The 13,808-nt window shown below is 70.8% G+C and carries 16 protein-coding genes; 7 read left to right on the top strand and 9 right to left on the bottom strand.

The genetic code is table 11. The features are described from left to right. Positions 1-411 precede the first annotated feature (411 nt). From ACWCO8_RS23875 to ACWCO8_RS23865, 3 genes are all read right to left on the bottom strand, one after another. Positions 412-2,652, bottom strand: a complete 2,241-nt coding sequence (locus ACWCO8_RS23875) for an RICIN domain-containing protein (RefSeq protein WP_451033936.1) — start codon at positions 2,650-2,652, stop codon at positions 412-414. Positions 2,653-2,794: 142 nt separating this feature from the next. After that, entirely contained in the window at positions 2,795-4,093 is a 1,299-nt protein-coding gene (locus ACWCO8_RS23870; protein WP_451033935.1) for an MFS transporter, read from the bottom strand. A gap of 150 nt (positions 4,094-4,243) precedes the next feature. Next, positions 4,244-5,326 carry a methyltransferase gene (locus ACWCO8_RS23865; RefSeq protein ID WP_451033983.1) on the bottom strand — a complete coding sequence of 361 codons (1,083 nt, stop codon included), beginning with the start codon at positions 5,324-5,326 and terminating at the stop codon, positions 4,244-4,246. Between the two features lie 522 nt (positions 5,327-5,848). Between ACWCO8_RS23865 and ACWCO8_RS23860 the strand changes: the two genes are divergently transcribed. Both ACWCO8_RS23860 and ACWCO8_RS23855 read left to right on the top strand, forming a co-directional pair. Next, on the top strand, positions 5,849-7,693 hold the full coding sequence (locus ACWCO8_RS23860) for a bifunctional metallophosphatase/5'-nucleotidase (protein WP_451033934.1): 1,845 nt from the start codon (positions 5,849-5,851) through the stop codon (positions 7,691-7,693). Positions 7,694-7,748: 55 nt separating this feature from the next. After that, on the top strand, positions 7,749-8,048 hold the full coding sequence (locus ACWCO8_RS23855) for a DUF1876 domain-containing protein (protein ID WP_362016706.1): 300 nt from the start codon (positions 7,749-7,751) through the stop codon (positions 8,046-8,048). Positions 8,049-8,105: 57 nt separating this feature from the next. Here ACWCO8_RS23855 and ACWCO8_RS23850 read toward each other — a convergent pair whose 3' ends face one another. Both ACWCO8_RS23850 and ACWCO8_RS23845 read right to left on the bottom strand, forming a co-directional pair. Further along, positions 8,106-8,807 carry a CBS domain-containing protein gene (locus tag ACWCO8_RS23850; protein ID WP_451033933.1) on the bottom strand — a complete coding sequence of 234 codons (702 nt, stop codon included), beginning with the start codon at positions 8,805-8,807 and terminating at the stop codon, positions 8,106-8,108. 42 nt (positions 8,808-8,849) lie between these two features. Beyond that, positions 8,850-9,074 carry a hypothetical protein gene (locus tag ACWCO8_RS23845; protein WP_451033932.1) on the bottom strand — a complete coding sequence of 75 codons (225 nt, stop codon included), beginning with the start codon at positions 9,072-9,074 and terminating at the stop codon, positions 8,850-8,852. Between the two features lie 43 nt (positions 9,075-9,117). On the opposite strand from ACWCO8_RS23845, the gene ACWCO8_RS23840 reads away from it, so the two are divergent. Next, positions 9,118-9,315, top strand: coding sequence for a CsbD family protein (locus ACWCO8_RS23840; protein WP_451033931.1), 198 nt, complete (start codon positions 9,118-9,120; stop codon positions 9,313-9,315). Positions 9,316-9,432: 117 nt separating this feature from the next. Here the strand turns inward: ACWCO8_RS23840 and ACWCO8_RS23835 are convergent, their stop codons facing one another. Then, positions 9,433-9,756, bottom strand: coding sequence for a plasmid stabilization protein (locus ACWCO8_RS23835; RefSeq protein WP_451033930.1), 324 nt, complete (start codon positions 9,754-9,756; stop codon positions 9,433-9,435). Between the two features lie 323 nt (positions 9,757-10,079). On the opposite strand from ACWCO8_RS23835, the gene ACWCO8_RS23830 reads away from it, so the two are divergent. Both ACWCO8_RS23830 and ACWCO8_RS23825 read left to right on the top strand, forming a co-directional pair. Next, positions 10,080-10,373, top strand: a complete 294-nt coding sequence (locus ACWCO8_RS23830) for a DUF2188 domain-containing protein (RefSeq protein ID WP_451033929.1) — start codon at positions 10,080-10,082, stop codon at positions 10,371-10,373. A gap of 11 nt (positions 10,374-10,384) precedes the next feature. Further along, positions 10,385-10,882, top strand: a complete 498-nt coding sequence (locus tag ACWCO8_RS23825; RefSeq protein ID WP_451033928.1) for a flavin reductase family protein — start codon at positions 10,385-10,387, stop codon at positions 10,880-10,882. 63 nt (positions 10,883-10,945) lie between these two features. On the opposite strand, the gene ACWCO8_RS23820 is transcribed toward ACWCO8_RS23825, so the two are convergent. The 3 genes from ACWCO8_RS23820 to ACWCO8_RS23810 all read right to left on the bottom strand — a co-directional run bounded on the left by ACWCO8_RS23820 (position 10,946) and on the right by ACWCO8_RS23810 (position 12,947). Further along, positions 10,946-11,947 carry an iron-containing redox enzyme family protein gene (locus tag ACWCO8_RS23820; protein WP_451033982.1) on the bottom strand — a complete coding sequence of 334 codons (1,002 nt, stop codon included), beginning with the start codon at positions 11,945-11,947 and terminating at the stop codon, positions 10,946-10,948. Between the two features lie 17 nt (positions 11,948-11,964). Continuing rightward, a complete protein-coding gene (locus tag ACWCO8_RS23815; RefSeq protein ID WP_451033927.1) occupies positions 11,965-12,213 on the bottom strand; it encodes a CDGSH iron-sulfur domain-containing protein in 249 nt (82 codons plus the stop codon). A 68-nt stretch (positions 12,214-12,281) separates the two neighbouring features. Next, complete coding sequence (locus tag ACWCO8_RS23810) at positions 12,282-12,947, bottom strand: HemK2/MTQ2 family protein methyltransferase (protein ID WP_451033926.1); 666 nt, start codon at positions 12,945-12,947, stop codon at positions 12,282-12,284. 116 nt (positions 12,948-13,063) lie between these two features. On the opposite strand from ACWCO8_RS23810, the gene ACWCO8_RS23805 reads away from it, so the two are divergent. Then, positions 13,064-13,555 carry a DUF2975 domain-containing protein gene (locus ACWCO8_RS23805; protein WP_362016727.1) on the top strand — a complete coding sequence of 164 codons (492 nt, stop codon included), beginning with the start codon at positions 13,064-13,066 and terminating at the stop codon, positions 13,553-13,555. Then, complete coding sequence (locus ACWCO8_RS23800) at positions 13,555-13,785, top strand: helix-turn-helix domain-containing protein (RefSeq protein WP_451033925.1); 231 nt, start codon at positions 13,555-13,557, stop codon at positions 13,783-13,785. Before ACWCO8_RS23805 ends, ACWCO8_RS23800 begins: the two co-directional genes overlap by 1 nt. Positions 13,786-13,808: the final 23 nt, after the last annotated feature.

Here is a 13,808-nt window from a genome sequence, read left to right as displayed (position 1 = left end):
CGGTCGGCTCGTCCGGTGCCGCCGCGGCGGTCTGACCGGATATGAGGGCGGCCTCGGCCGCCAGGACCAGTGCGGAGGCCAGGGCTATGCGCCCCTTTCGCCGCCGCGCGCCGGAATGTCCGGCTGTGTGTCTGGACACGGGTGTGTCGTCCCTTCCGATCCTGCCGCTCAGCAAGATCAACAGGGGACGCTAGCCGCGGTCCGCGCCCGTTCTATGAGCGGAACATGAGATTCCGCGTGATGATCAACATGGTTGCCCGAGCGAACGTGTCTGTTCCGTGGAGGTCTCCGGAGGGGAGTGGAGATCTTGCAGGGAGTCGAGGAACTGCCTTGGCCTACTGGTCAGTTACCCCGAGTGCCCCCGCAATCGGGCGGGGGCACTCGGGGTCTCGGTGCGCGGTGTACGTGAGGTCAGGTGATCGTCCACCGCTGCAACGGCGAGGCGGTGTCGGGTTGTTGGGTCGCCAGGGCGCCGTTCGCCGTCGATGCGGTCGTGAGCAGCAGGCCGCTCTTGAGCGAGGCCACGGTGTACGTGCCGTCCGCGCGGCGCGTGGCGGTCCAGCGCTGGTTGGCGCCGCCCGTGCACGTCCACTGGATCACCTTCGCGCCGGCCGCGGTGGAACCCCCGTCGACGTCCGCGCAGAGCCCCGACTCGACATTGACCAGCTCGTACGACCCGTCCGGCTGCCGGGTGAAGCGCCAGCTCTGGTTGGCGCCGCCGTTGGCCGTGTACGTGATGAGCTGGGTGCCCGGGGTGGTGCTGTGCCCCGGGTTGTCCAGCGCCTTGCCGCCGGTCACCAGGGTCCGTACGCCGTCGAGCGATCCGGGCGCCTCGCCCACGGGGGTCAGGGTGAGCGTCTGCTCCGCCGCCGTACGCGCCCCGCCGACCCCGCTGCCGGACGTGTCGGTCCACGAGCGTCCTGGCGTGGTCTCGGCGGGCCGCGCGGAGTCGGCGGACATGCCGATCACCAGGCCGCTGTAACGGTTCACCAGCCGGTACGCACCGGTCGGCGTCCCGGAGGCGGTGGTGCCCGGGATCACGAACCACTGCTGCCCGACGCTCGGACCGCCCGCTCCGACGGTGGTCACGGTCGGCCGGGTGCCCCACGCGCGGCTGCCCGTGACGGAGGAGTCGACGCCCAGGAGCCCGCCGGTGGAGCCGTTGGCGATCCGGTAGGCCCCGTCGCCCAGTGGCGTGAAGGTCCACGACTCCAGGGCCGCTCCGGTGGGAGCCGCCAGCGAGGTCGTCGCGGAGCCGCCGGAGACCTGGGCGAGGACGCGCCCGCCGCCGGACGAGATCCGGTGGGTCCGGGTCGCGTCGACGGGGGCGGCCGGGGCCGACGTACCGATGGAGACGTTGACGTACTCGCTGGACGAACCGCCCGAGCAGCCGAAGGAACAGTACGAGCGGAAGCTCTTGCCCACGATCGCCGAACCCGTCCGGCTCGTGCTGTCCAGGAACCAGCGGTACCAGGAGGCGTTGGTGTGGCTGCCGGTGTCCCCGATCAGCCGCCACTGCTGCTTCGACAGGTCGTCGGTGGCGTAGAACTGCTGGGGAGCGTTGCCGCTCTGGTCGACGGCCTGGGGCTGGCCGACGTAGAGCCCCAGATGCGCGTTGTACGTGATGTCCATGACGAACAGCGGTGAGGTCGGCGGCATCAGGCCTGCCGCGACCTGCTGGCTCACCGTGCCCGCGGTGGCCGGGTCGTACTCGTCGGCGACCGGGGTGTAGCCGGTGGTGCTGGAGGCGCCGACCGGCACCATGTTGCTCTCCCGGCCGCCCACACCCGGCTCGGTCCAGGCACCGTCGTACCACTTCCGCCAGGAACCGGGCGCCATCTTGCCGGAGATCGGAGCCCGGGCCACATGCGCGTGGAAGGCCTTCCAGCCACCGCCCTTCTCCACGATCCGGGAGCCGTAGAAGACGTAGAAGTAACCCGAGGCGGTGTCGACGAACAGCCGCGGATCGCCGTCGCCGTAGTGGTACGTCTGCTGCGGGAAGGCGGCCGTGTCACCCCGCTTCGTGCTGTACGGAGACGTGATGACATGGGACTTGATGCGCCACGTCCGGCCCCGGTCGGTGGAGACCGCGTAGTCGATCCCGTCGTAGTGGACGCCGTCACCGAAGGGCTGCGGGGTGAACTCGTTGTGCACCAGGCCGTACCAGTCGCCGGTGTCCGGGTCGACCCACACCCCCGCCAGGTCGCAGAAGTTCTTCTGGGAGTAGCCCGAGCCGGCCGGCGGTACGGTGGACTCCAGGCCCGTCGGGCTGTTGTTGCACCGCCAGGTCGTGTCGTTGTTGCGGTCGTTGCCGTTCGCCGGGTCGACAGCGTCGCTGATCGCGCTCGACCGGGTGGCCGTGTCGAAGTCGGACCCGGTGAAGAAGGTCCACTTCCTGGGCTGCGTCGCTCCGTAGAGCGCGTGGGCCTGCTGGAAGTAGAAGGTGCCGTCCTTGTCGATGTAGGGGGCGGCGGGCGTGTCGTCGGGGTGGGTCCAGGAACCCTTGGCGCCGACCGTCACGGTGTAGGTGGCGGCGGGCGCGGCCGCCGGGGCGGGCTCGACGGGTGGGATCGCCGAGGCGCCTCCACCGCCGGTCAGGGTGAGGGTCACGGCGGCGAGCGCGGTGACCAGTAGGGATCTTCGAGCGGGCATGGAGCACTCCTCCCCGGGGCGTCGCGCGGGCCGCGGCGGCCGCCCCTCGCGGAACCGGGCGTACCGCAGCTTCCTCGGCCCGGGGACCCGTGCACATGGACGCGCGCGTGGGAGGGCTTGGACTTTGGGGGTACGCACCCCGTCACGAAGGGGCGGACGCCGACTCCGGTCGGGGAACATCGCGCATGCGGCGCAGCGGGGAGAAGAACACGAACCACCCGGCCGCCCACGAACCGACGAACGCCACCCAGAGCGCGGGCCGCACCCCGATCAGGGTGCCGAGCGCCCCGCCGAGGACGCCGCCGAGCGGCAACGTGCCCCACACCACCCAGCGGACGGCCGCGTTCATCCGGCCCATCAGCTCCGGCGGCGTCACCGACTGGCGGTAGCTGAGCTGAGCGATGTTGTAGACCATCCCGGCGAAGTACGCGACGCCCCAGCCCAGCGGGAACAGCAGCACCCCCCAGCCCGGCCACGCGGCCGCCGCGACGACCTGCGGCGCGCTGAAGACCAGTATCGACACCCAGATGATCCGGGCCGAGCCGATCCTCTTGGCGAGCCGTCCGGCGAAAGCGCCCCCGGCGATCCCGCCGACGGCCGCGCCCGCCATGACAAGCCCGGTGAGCGCGGGACTTACATGCAGCACCCGGACGAGGAAGACCATCGTCAGCGCCGTGCTCATCCCGGAGAACAGGTTCGCGGTGGCCGTGCACGCCACGACCCGACGCAGGATGCCGTGCCCGAGGACGAACCTCAGCCCCTCGGTGATCCGCTGCCGCAGGGTCTCGTCCGCCTGCCGCGCCGCCGGCGGATCCTCCGGCTTCCTGATCCCGAGGACCGACAGGACCGAGACCGCGTAGGAGAGCGCGTCGGCCATCAGCGCGCCCGCTGCGCCGACCACACCGACCAGACCCCCGCCCAGACTTGGCCCCGCGAGCTGCGCGAACGCCTGGGTGGTGCCCAGCTTCCCGTTCGCGTCCATCAGGAGGTCGGGGCGGATCAGGGACGGTACGTAACTCTGGTACGCGATGTCGAAGAAGACCGTGCACACACCGGCCGCCACCGCGACCACGTACAGCTGGGCCATCGTCAGGACGTCGAACGCGGCGGCCACCGGCACCGATCCGACGATCACCAGACGGAGCAGATTGCAGACGATCATGACGGAACGTTTCGGAGCGCCGTCCACCATCGCACCGGCCGGCAGCGCGATCAGCGCGAACGCCAGCGTGGTGGCGGCGGTCAGCAGCCCGACCTCGAACGTGCTTGCCTGGAGCGCGACGACCGCGAGCAGCGGCAGAGCGACGTGGGTGACGGCCGAGCCCATCTCGCTGACCGTCTGGCCGCTCCACAGCAGCAGGAAGTCGCGCTGACGCCAGAGGCTCGGCGACGCCTCGGCCTCCGCGTCGGCGCCCGCCAAGTCCTTCTCCACTTCCGTCACAGCACGCACTCCGCTCCCAGGTGACCCGACCAGAACAGGCCGTTGGCCACCAACACGCGGGAGACGGTGTCGTCGGTTCTCACTCAGGCAACGACCTCAGGCCACGGGCTCGGGCCACGGCCTCAGGCCCACGGGCTCGGGCCCCCAGGCTCAGGCCACCGCCAGCCGCCACAGCGACGTGACCTCGGAGGCGCGGGCCCGGTGCAGCGGGTCCGAGCGGTCGGCCGCCCGGGCGTGCCGGGGCTTGGTGGTCGTACGGGACACCACGCGCAGGCCCGCCGCCGCGATCGCGTCGACGAGTTCGGTACGACCGCGCAGCCCGAGGCGTTCGGCCAGGTCGGAGAGGATCAGCCAGCTCTCGCCGCCCGGCTCCAGGTGGTCCGCGAGACCGGTCAGGAAACTGTGCAGCATCCGGCTCTCCGGGTCGTACACCGCCCGGTCGAGGGGCGTGCGCGGCACGCCGGGCAGCCACGGCGGGTTGCAGACGATCAGATGCGCGCGGCCCGCGGGGAACATGTGCGCGTGGCGCACGTCGATCCGCGCGCCGAGCCCAAGACGGTCCGCGTTGTCGCGGGCGCACTGCACCGCGCGGGCGTCCGTGTCCGTGGCGACGACGCGCCGCATCCCGCGCCGGGCGAGCACGACGGAGAGCACGCCCGTACCCGTACCGATGTCGAAGGCCGTTCCTCCGGCGGGCAGTTCGGCGTCCGCGACCAGGTCGATGTACTCCCCGCGGACCGGCGAGAACACGCCGTAGTGCGGGTGGACGCGCTCGCCTCCGAGCGCCGGGATCTCCACGCCCTTCCGGCGCCATTCGTACGACCCGATGACGCCGAGCAGCTCGCGCAGCGAGCCGACGCCGGGACCCGAGCTGGGGCCGTACGCCTGGACGCAGGCCTCGCGCACGCGGGGCGCGCCGCGCAGCGGGATCCACCAGTCGTGCTCGTACGGCACGAGCAGCCGGCTGAGTAGCACGGCCCGGTGGGACTGGGCGAGGCGCTGGCGCCGGAAGGTGTCGGCGGGGGACTGGGCGGGCGCGGTGCGCCCGCGCTCGGCCCGGCGGCCGAGCGCGGCGAGGAGCCGGCGCGCCGACGGGTAGTCGCCGCGCCAGAGGATGGCGGAGCCCTGGGCCATGAGCTGATGGGCGGCGGCGACGCTGATGGTCTCCTCGGCGGGCACGATGTGCGCGGGCGGCGGGGCGCCGTTCGCCGTGTACCAGCGGGTGCCCTCCATCGCTCCGCCGCTTCCTGTGGCCCACCGCGTGGTCTGTGTCGTCACCGAACATCAACTCCTTGAGGGCTGATCCTCGACCAGTGCGGGCGCTGTGGGCCGTCCGGCGAAAATGTTTCGCGCGCTCTTGACGCGCGCGTCAAGAGCCGTCGACGGGGCCGGAAGCTGCGGGGGTCGTCGCCGTCGGACGCCGGCACATGGTGCAACGACTCGGGGGGCGCCTGAAATGCCGGATCTGTTCGTATGGGTGGGGTGCGGCGGCACGCGAGCGGTTCGGCGCGGCACGGCGCGCCCTGGATGACGTGGAGTCGGCGCCGCCGCCCCGCCCCGCCCCCGCGAACGCACGCCCCGCAGATCGACGGATCTGTGGCGGAAGGGGCGCGATTCCGCACATGACCGACTCGGACCCGCTGCGATGAAGCCCGGTCATGTCCCATGCCGTAGAGCGCTGTTCGAAGTTCATGGCCATGACACCGACACCGGTTCAGATGGAGGTGCTCGTTCCACTCCGAAGGAGTCATCGCCTTGAGAAACGTCCTTCGCCGGATCGGCGTCATCGCCGCGGGCACCGCCCTCATCGGCGGCGCACTGTCCGTCGCACCGGCCTCCGCAGACGACACCCTCGACGTCCAACTCCTCAGCATCACCGACTTCCACGGCTACCTCCAGCCGCCCCTCCCCGGACAGGGCGGACAGATTCCCGCGGGCGGCGGCACTCAGGTGACCGTCGGTGGAGCCGCCTATCTCGCCACCCATCTCGACCGGTTGCGCTCCGGGCACGCCAACTCCCGCTTCTTCGCCACCGGCGACAGCTTCGCCGGCTGGCCCTTCGAAGTGGACGCCTTCCAGGACGAGCCGACGATCGAGGTCCTCAACAAGCTGGGGCTGGACTTCACGGCCGTGGGCAACCACGAGCTGGACGTGTCCCCGAGTTTCCTCGTCGATCACATGGGCAAGGGCACGTGCTTCGGCACGGTCGGAGTGGAGAGCTGCTTCACGGACTCCACCGGACAGCGCTTCCACGGCGCGGACTTCGACTTCCTGACCGGCAACATCGTCGACGCGCGGACCGGGAAGCCGATCGTGGACCCGTACCGCATCGAGTGGTTCACGTCCGCCGACGGCAAGCGGGTCCCGGTCGGCTTCCTCTCCACCACCACGGAGGCCACCGTCACCGGCTCGACGTCCTACCAGCCGGGACTCCGCGCCCTGGACCAGGTGAGCACGATCGAGCAGTACGTCAAGGAGCTCAAGAGCCGCGGTGTCGAGGCCATCGTCCTCAACGTGCACGAGGGCGGTTCGCCGCGGAACGGCGCGGACCTGGGCTACAACGAGTGCGGCGACGCCTACGGGCCGGTGATCGACCTGGCGAAGAAGGTCTCCGCCGAGATCGACGCGGTCGTCACCGGGGACTGGCACACGCGCTTCAACTGCATGGTGCCCGACCCGGCCGGCGTTCCCCGCCCGGTCGTGGAGACGGGCAACCACGGCGCCCTGATCAACGAGATCAACCTGTCCATCGATCCGGCGAGCGGCGAAGTCCTCCGGGACCGTACCCGTTCCGTCAACCACGCGGTCACCCGTGACGTGGCACCGGACCCCGAGGTCAAGAAGATCGTCGACCACTGGGCCGCGCGCGGAGCCGAGCGCTTCGCCGAGCCGCTGGCGACCCAGACCGGCCCCTTCACCCGCGCGGCGAACGCCGTCGGCGAGAGCACCGCGGCCGACCTGTTCGCCGACGTCCAGTACTGGAACGCCAACCGCACCCCCGAGGGGAAGGCCGATCTCGCGCTGATCGCCGCGCAGCCCGCCAAGGGCAGCAACGCGGTGCGCACCGACCTCCCGTACGCCAAGGGGAGCCACCCCGCCGACGCGGACGGCCGAATCCTGTTCGGCGAGTCCTGGAACGCCTACGGCTACGGAAACCCGGTCCTCACCGTGACCGTGAAGGGGCGTCAGCTGGACGCGATCCTCGAACAGCAGTGGCAGAAGCAGGCGGACGGGACGGTGAAGTTCGCCCCGCTCGCGGTGTCGAAGAACGTCTCGTACAGCTACGACCCGGCCCGCCCGGTCGGCGAGCGCATCGCGTTCGGGGACGTACGGATCAACGGTCTGCCGATCCACCCGGCGGGCACCTACCGGGTGGCGGCACTGGCGTACACGGTCGTCGGAGCCGACGGCTACACCGCGTTCGCCGGCTACACCGCCCCTGTCCGCAACGGCGCCGACCACGAGAGCTTCGTGGACTACCTGAGGGCGCACAAGCAGATAGCCCCGGCGCCCCTGAACCGGGTCCGGGTCAAGGGCAGGCAGGCCCCCGCGGGACCGCCGTCGGCGCGCGCCCACGCGCGCGTGGGCGGATCCTGGTAGGTAGGAAGGGGCGCGCGGCGGTCCTACGCGTCCCGACGGCACGAGGAGGCAGACCATGACACGGACACTGGAGTGGACGGTCGGCCTGGAACTGGTCGAAGAGGACGGCAGGACCAAGGCCGAGGCGCACCTCAACACCGGTACGTCGACCCTCACCGGCCACGGCAGCGCACGCTGCAACCCGTCGGACGTGGATGTTCCGGCGATCGGTGACGAGCTCGCCGCGAGTCGGGCCATGAAGGACCTGGCCGGTCAGCTGATGCGCGAGGCCAACCGGGAGATGGAAGCGGTGGGCGCGGGGACCGTACCCCAGCACACCGGCCCCGGATACGGCTGGCCGGAGGCGGTTTCCTGACGGAACCGCCTCGCGCACCGGGCCCGTCGGCTTCCCGCCGACGGGCCCGGTCGTGTGTCAGGGGCGTGGGGTGAGGTCGTCCTCGCGCTCGCTCTCGTCCTCATTCCCGTTCTGGTCGCCGTCCCCGCCCCGGTTGTCGTCCCCGCCTCCGTTGTCGTCCTCGTCTTCGTCCTCGTCCTCGTACGAGAGCCGGTCCACGACCTCCACGACGCCGTCGACGCTCTCGCAGAGGCGTACGAAGACCGGTGCGAGGCTCCGGCGCTCCAGCGTGCCGCTGAGCGTGACCCGGCCCTCGTCCACGTCGACATGGAGCGCGGCGGGGGAGTGGCGGAGGATCCGGATGACGACGTCCTCCAGGATCTCCTCCTGGATCGCCCGGTCCCGGCGCAGGAACAACTGCAGCAGATCGCTCCGGCTGAGCACCCCGATGAGCTGCCCGTCCGCGTCCACCACCGGCAGCCGCTTCACCCGGTGCCGCTCCATCAGCCGCGCGGCCTCCACCGCCGTCCAGGACGGACGGGCCACGACGACGGGGCTGGACATCATCGCTCCGGCCGTGCTCGGGCCGTCCTTCGCGGTGTGGCGGCGCAGCAGATCCGCCTCGGAGACCACGCCGATCGGCCGGTTCGCCTCGTCGACGACCGGTACGGCGGTGATGCCGTACTCGTCCAGCAGCCGCGCGATCTCCTTGAACGGCGTCCCCGGCTGCACGGCCACCGCGGTCGGCGTCATCAGGTCGGCGACACTGCGGTTGCGCATCGTCCGTTCCGTCCCTTCTCCCGCTTCTCCGTCCATGATCCCTCACATGGCGGGCAGGCCGGCGACGCGGATGTTCCGCCGCCCGTCGACGTACGCGCCACCGCCGCCGACCCGGTCGACGCCCCCGTCCACGCCCCGGCCCGAACCGGCCGTCGCGGGAGTCAGGTTGGCGACTACGGCCGTGTGACCGGGGAGTGCGTCGGTACGCAGGAGGTGACCGGCCCGGTAGCTCGATTTCCGGCGATCTCCGGCCTGCCGCCCGGGCACGTTTACGGGCCACCGGAACGGGCTAGCCGCTCCACAGTGAACGATGACGCACGAGAGGAGCCCAGCCGTGTCGGGTGAGCAGAAGATGCGTGCCAAGAAGGAGCAGGCCACGGGCAAGGCCAAGGAAGCGGCCGGCCGGGCCGTAGGGAACGAAAGCCTCACAGCGAAAGGCCGAATGGAGCAGGCCAAGGGAGACGCTCGTCAGGCCAAGGAGAAGATCAAGGACACGATGAAGGACTAGCGCGACTTCAGTGCGGGGCGGTATCGGACCCGGGCGACCGGTCACCGAACCGCCCCCGCTGGTCTGTCCACGCCGCTCGCGTCGAAGAGTGCCGCGCGCATCATGGAGAAGCGGGCTTCAGTGGCCGAGGGCGCGCTTGAGTTCGGCCTTGTCCATCTTCGAACGACCTTCGATATTGCGCTGCTTCGCCTCGTTGTACAGCTGCTCCTTCGTGGGGCCCTGCGAGCCGCTGTGCGAGCGCTGACCGCCGCGCTTGGAGGACGACATGTCCTGGATGGACGAGCGGCTCGCGGTCTTCGACTCTCCCGCGCGGGCGCGTTCCTTGTTGACGGTGCGCGCGGCGATCTCCTTGGCGCGCTTGGTGCTTTCGCCGCGCTGCTCGGCACTCTCCTTGATGTGTTCGTACTGGCGCTCACGCTTGGCGCTGGAACCGCGAGGCATGGTCACTCCTTGGTCGGCGGTACAGCTCGACGTACCGGGTACGTCTCTCCCGCCGCGGACGTACCCGAACGTTCCTCGTCACGCTGACACAGCGAGTGACGCGCCGCACCCTTTCGGTTGCCGAGAGAGGCACCTCCGAGCGCAATAGGCCCTCGGCCACCCATACGGCAGCGGGATGCGGGTAGTCGACATATGGTCCTCGGCGCCGTCCTCTGGATCCTCGGAGCGCTCGGACACGCGGTGGGCGGCCGACGGCACTATGGGTAGGAAGGGTGGGTTCTCGGCGGCGCAGCGAGTCCGCCCGAACGGCGAGGAGAAGGATCATGGCAACGAAGCGGACCGTCTACCACGTCACAGCGTCCGGAGAGCGGGCGGCGGCCGCGGGCGTGAAGTGGCAGGTCGAGGGCAGGGAAGGCCGTCGGATGCTGCACGAGCCGCACCGCACGCAGAAGGACGCGATCGACGCGGCACGCGACCGGGCCAAGGAACACACACCCGCGCAGGTCGTCGTCCACGCCCGCGACGGTCACGTCCGCACCGCGTACACGTACGGCGACGCCGCGGCGTCCCCCGACGAGCGTGGGCGCAGGGCAGGGGAACGCGGCGGCATCTTCTAGGGGAGTCGCCCATGTCGGGCCTTGACGCCTTCACGGAGTTGCTCGATCACCCCATGTACGTCGTGACGGCTGTGGCCGAGGACGGCGAGCGGGCGGGGTGTCTCGTGGGGTTCGCGTCGCAGTGTTCGATCAGCCCGGCGCGCTTCACGGTGTGGCTGTCCCGGCGGAACCACACCTTCGGTGTGGCCTGCCGCTCCTCCCACCTGGCGGTGCACGTCCTGGGCCGGGACCGGATGGACACGGCGCGGCTGTTCGGCGAGGAGACCGGCGACGAGATCGACAAGTTCGCCCGCGTGGACTGGACGTCCGGTCCCGGCGGCGTACCCGTACTCTCCGATGCCTCCGCATGGTTCGTAGGCCAGGTGGAGACTCGGTGGGACGGTGGAGACCACGTCGGATTCCTGCTCGCCCCGATCGCCGAAAGCGGTCGGGAGGATGCGGCAGCCGGCCCGTCCGGTCTGCTCAGCCTCAGCGACGCCGCAGGCTTCTCTCCCGGTCATCCCGCCTGAGACCTGCCGGCCTGAGACCCGCCGGCCTGAGCCTGATGCCGGCGGCGCCCGTCCCGCGCCGTCCTACGGAGTGCCGAGAGGCGTACGGAGCGCGGATCGGCCGGCGAGCCAGGCACCCACCACGCGCGCGTGGAGCCGGTCTTCCAGGAAGCCCGTGGCCTCGATGCCGAAGGTGACGTCCGCGGCGAGACCCGGCTCCTCGTCCAGCAGTCCTCCGACGACCTCGCGGCGCACGAGCTGCTCATGGACGGCGTCCGCCTCCACGTGCTCGTCGTAGAAGCGCTGAGCCGCGGATCCCGCGCCGAGGCGGCGCAGTGCGGTCGCCAGCCTCGCCGCGCCCGGTGACGAAGTCACCTCGACGGCCGCGAAGTGTCCCACCAGTGCCCCGCGCAGACGGCGGTGCAGCCCGAACAGCGACATCAGGTTCACGGTCGCCAGGGTCTCGGAGCCGGCCGACTCCAAGTACCGTCCGTACGCGTGATCGAGGCCCAGGTCGCTCATCAGGTCCGCCCACAACTGGGAGTGCATGCGCTCCGCGCGGCCGCACCCGAACTCGTCGTACTCCACCGCCACCATCGCCGCCTTGGCGCGTCCCTGGAGTCGGGGGACCACCCACAGGTGCGGATCGGCCTCCCTCAGCTGGTAGATCGACCGCAGTGCGGCGTACTCACGCATCTGCCACAACTGCCCCTGTTCGACGAGGTGGTGGGAGACGCCGCTTCCCCCGACCGGCTCCACGAGGATGTCCGCGAAAGCCTCGTCCACGTCGTGGAAGCGGCGGCAGTCGCGGCGCAGCCTGCCTTCGAAATGGTCTTCGAGGAGCGAGCGGAACCCGAGGAGACCGGCATCCCATTCCCTGTCGTCGGGGACGTGGGTGAAGCCCCGGTAGTGCAGTTCGTAGCAGAGATGGAGCGCCAGTTGGACGTCCTCTCCGTACGGATCGGATCGCGTCACGGCCGCCTGGTCCGGCAGAGGGGTCGCGCCGTCGAGCAGCTGGCGGCGCACAGCGTGGGACAGGGGGCCACGGGAGTCCGGCAGTCGCGGCTGCGCCGCGAGGCCCCTCATCGCGTGCCCCGACGCGGTCACCCTGCCTCCCCCGAGGCGGGTCGGGCTCGCCGGAGGTGGGTGCGATGGCTGGTGTCGCAGAAGGGTGATCGCGAGCTGCGGCGGCACATGCAGAGTGCGACCATCGGCCGTTCGCAGAGCGTGACCGTCCCGTCCGGCATGACGATCTCGACCGGGCCCTCGACGAGGAGAGGCCCTTCAGCAAGAAGCCTCACCCGCGCAACCGTGCCGGTGGGCCCTGTCGTACGTTCCTTGGAAAAGGTCATGTCGGACCAGCCGATCGGTTCCGGTTCCCGGGCGTGTGCCGCAACTGTCGAGCGGGCGGGTACCCGGGTCACGACGGCCCATGCGCGCCGGCGGACGCCCGGATGACGACGAGCTCCTCGGTGTCCGCGCCCGTGGGGATCAGTCCCCGCGCCTCGAACCACCGTGCGCGAGCGGACATCACCGGGCCGAAGGGCTGGACACGGCGCTCGACGACGGCCGTGTGCAGGCCGCCCCGTCGCAGCGCCTCCACGCTCGTCGAGACGTCGGACAGCGAGGAGTGCACGAGCAGGAGCACGCCGGTCGGTGTCAGCAGCCTCGGGGCCCGTGCGCAGATGCGGTCGAGGAGTAGACGGCCGTCGTGCCCGGCGTCCCACGCCCGCTCGGAGCCGCGGGCGGGCTGTTCCGGCCGGACGCTCGGTACGTACGGCGGGTTGGCCGTCACGAGGTCGAAGCGCTCCCGCGCCACGGGCGTGTCCAGGTCACCTCGCAGCAGGCGGACACGGCAGCCGTACCGGCGCGCGTTGAGGCGAGCGGCAGCGATCGCGGACCGCGAGATGTCGACAGCGGTCGCCCGTGCGCCGTTGAGGGCGGCGACGATCGCCAGGATTCCCGTACCGGTGCACAGATCCAGCGGACGCGTGTCGGGGAGCAGATCCTCCCGGCCCAGTCGCGCCAGCAGAAGTTCCGTATCGGCCTGGGGGGCGTAGACACCCGGCAGCGTGAACACGTCCATGCCCCGAGTGTGCCCGGAGCGCGGCGGTCCACCCCTTCCGCTCCGTCGTTCCGCTCCCTTGCTTCATCTATCGATATTCGATAGATTCCCATCGTAGCTCGATCGAAGGATGGGTCATGGGAAAGCTGACAGTGGGCGCGCTGCGCGCCGTGCTCGTGGTGGTGCTCACGGGCAGCGTGCTCGTACAGGCGTTGATGGTGTGGGTGTTGGTCAGCGGGAATGACCCGGAGGACGGGTCGCTCCCGCTCACCCCGCTGCGCGTGATCACGGTCCTGGGCATCGGGACGGCCCAGGTCGCCCTGGTCTGCGTATGGCGACTGGTGACGATGGTGCGACGCGGCACCGTGTTCTCCCACGCCGCCTTCCGGTACGTGGACGTCATCATCGGCGCGATCGTCGCGGCCGCCCTCCTGTGGTTCACGGTCACGGCCATCAATGCGCCCGACCAGCGGGACGACCCGGGCGTCACCGTCATCATGGCCGGGATCGGCCTGGCCATCCTGGGTGTCGCGCTCATCGTGCTCCTCCTGCGGATGCTGCTCGCCCAGGCCGTCGCGCGCGACGTCGAAGCGGCGCAGATGCAGGCCGAGTTGGACGAGGTGATCTGATGCCGATCGCCGTCGACATCGACGTGATGCTGGCCAGGCGGAAGATGTCCGTGGGCGAGCTCGCGGACCGCGTGGGGATCACGCCCGCCAACCTGGCGGTCCTCAAGAACGGCCGCGCCAAGGCGGTGCGCTTCGCGACGCTCGCCGCGCTCTGCGAGGTGCTCGAATGCCAGCCGGGCGACCTGCTGCGCTGGGAGTGCGAGGACACCGTGGGCGTGACCGGTGACTGACGGAGCTCCCGCCCGTGAGGAGG

The organism is Streptomyces sp. NPDC001927, assembly GCF_053594455.1.
Note: the sequence above shows the minus strand (reverse complement) of the source record. Positions and strands in the feature narration are given on the sequence as shown.

Excerpts from the sequence above, each read along its gene's own strand:
- ACWCO8_RS23875 (WP_451033936.1), bottom strand. The coding sequence starts at position 2,652 with ATGCCCGCTCGAAGATCCCTACTGGTCACCGCGCTCGCCGCCGTGACC.
- ACWCO8_RS23805 (WP_362016727.1), top strand. The coding sequence starts at position 13,064 with ATGGGAAAGCTGACAGTGGGCGCGCTGCGCGCCGTGCTCGTGGTGGTG.
- ACWCO8_RS23825 (WP_451033928.1), top strand. The coding sequence starts at position 10,385 with ATGTCGGGCCTTGACGCCTTCACGGAGTTGCTCGATCACCCCATGTAC.
- ACWCO8_RS23810 (WP_451033926.1), bottom strand. The coding sequence starts at position 12,947 with ATGGACGTGTTCACGCTGCCGGGTGTCTACGCCCCCCAGGCCGATACG.
- ACWCO8_RS23850 (WP_451033933.1), bottom strand. The coding sequence starts at position 8,807 with ATGCGCAACCGCAGTGTCGCCGACCTGATGACGCCGACCGCGGTGGCC.
- ACWCO8_RS23820 (WP_451033982.1), bottom strand. The coding sequence starts at position 11,947 with ATGAGGGGCCTCGCGGCGCAGCCGCGACTGCCGGACTCCCGTGGCCCC.
- ACWCO8_RS23855 (WP_362016706.1), top strand. The coding sequence starts at position 7,749 with ATGACACGGACACTGGAGTGGACGGTCGGCCTGGAACTGGTCGAAGAG.
- ACWCO8_RS23800 (WP_451033925.1), top strand. The coding sequence starts at position 13,555 with ATGCCGATCGCCGTCGACATCGACGTGATGCTGGCCAGGCGGAAGATG.
- ACWCO8_RS23830 (WP_451033929.1), top strand. The coding sequence starts at position 10,080 with ATGGCAACGAAGCGGACCGTCTACCACGTCACAGCGTCCGGAGAGCGG.
- ACWCO8_RS23840 (WP_451033931.1), top strand. The coding sequence starts at position 9,118 with ATGACGCACGAGAGGAGCCCAGCCGTGTCGGGTGAGCAGAAGATGCGT.
- ACWCO8_RS23815 (WP_451033927.1), bottom strand. The coding sequence starts at position 12,213 with ATGACCTTTTCCAAGGAACGTACGACAGGGCCCACCGGCACGGTTGCG.
- ACWCO8_RS23835 (WP_451033930.1), bottom strand. The coding sequence starts at position 9,756 with ATGCCTCGCGGTTCCAGCGCCAAGCGTGAGCGCCAGTACGAACACATC.
- ACWCO8_RS23865 (WP_451033983.1), bottom strand. The coding sequence starts at position 5,326 with ATGGAGGGCACCCGCTGGTACACGGCGAACGGCGCCCCGCCGCCCGCG.